1 protein-coding gene is annotated in these 1,279 nt (G+C 65.7%); it reads right to left on the bottom strand.

Annotation, left to right across the window (positions count from 1 at the left end):
- Nucleotides 1-1,279 (bottom strand): AMP-binding protein (locus AC5Y5W_RS24900; protein WP_500022659.1); only part of this gene is annotated, 1,279 nt, incomplete at both ends.

Genomic DNA, 1,279 nt, shown 5'->3' with positions numbered 1-1,279 from the left:
GACCAGGCGCCCCCCATGCAGCAGCGCACCGAAGATTTCCCAGACCGAGAAGTCGAACGCCAACGAATGACACTGCGTCCAGACTTGCCCTGCCGACAACTCCAGGTCAGCATCCAACGTTTCCAGCAGCCCGACCACGTTGCGATGCGGAATCGCCACGCCTTTGGGCATTCCGGTGGTGCCCGAGGTGTAAATCAGATACGCGATGTCGTCAGGCCTCGGCGTGGGCAGTGCAACGCTCGGTTGGCTGTCCACAGCGGGGTCGTGGATGTCGACGACCGCCACGTGATGGTCACCAAGTCGTCTGGCCAGCCCGGCGGTGGTGAGTGCGGCGATCGGCGCGGCATCGGCCACCATGAAGCCGATCCTGGCATCGGGATGGCCGGGGTCGATCGCCAGATACGCCGCCCCCGTTTTGAGCACCGCCAACAGCGCCACAATCGCCTCGGCGGATCGCTCCACCAGCAGCGCCACACACTGCCCCGCGCCGGCTCCGCGCTCAACTAACAAGTGCGCCAACCGATTCGACGCTTTGTCGAGCTCCCGGTAGCTCATCGCGCGACCGTCAAAGCTGACCGCCACCGCCTCGGGAGCACGCGCCACCTGCGCGGCGAACACCACCGGAATCGACACTGACGCCCCCACCGGCGCGGCTAATGCCGCCCGGTTAGCCCACTCATCCAGGTTGGCGTGTTCACCGGCATCCAGCACATCGATCGACGAGAACTGCTGCGCCGGGTCCGCGGCGAACGCCATCAACACGCGCTGCAACCGCTCAACCAGTGCGTCGATGCTGGCGGGGTCGAACACATCGGTGCGGAATTCCACCGTGCCGCCGATCCCGGCAAGCTCACCGGCTTCGGTGAATCGTTCCGCAAGCGAGAACGTCAAATCCATTCGGGCGGTGTGGGTGTCCACCGGCAGCGGGGTCAGCTCCAAATCGCCCAAACGCAGCCCGGTGACGGGATCCCCGGCGAAGTTCTGCCAGGCCAACGCCACCTGAACCAGCGGGTGATACGTCAACGACCGGGTCGGGTTGAGCCGCTCGACGAGCACCTCGAACGGCACATCTTGATGCTCGTAGGCGGCCAGGCTGCGCGAGCGCACCTGCGCCAACAACTCTGCCACGGTGGGATCCCCGGCCACATCGACGCGCAACACCAAGGTGTTGACGAAAAAGCCCACCAACTCATCCAGGACCGGGTCGCGCCGCCCGGCGATCGGGAACCCCACCGCCACATCCGAACTGGCGCTGATCTTTGCGAGCAGCACTGCCAGG

The organism is Mycobacterium sp. NGS51, assembly GCF_059812525.1.
This window is presented reverse-complemented; position numbering and strand designations above follow the sequence as displayed.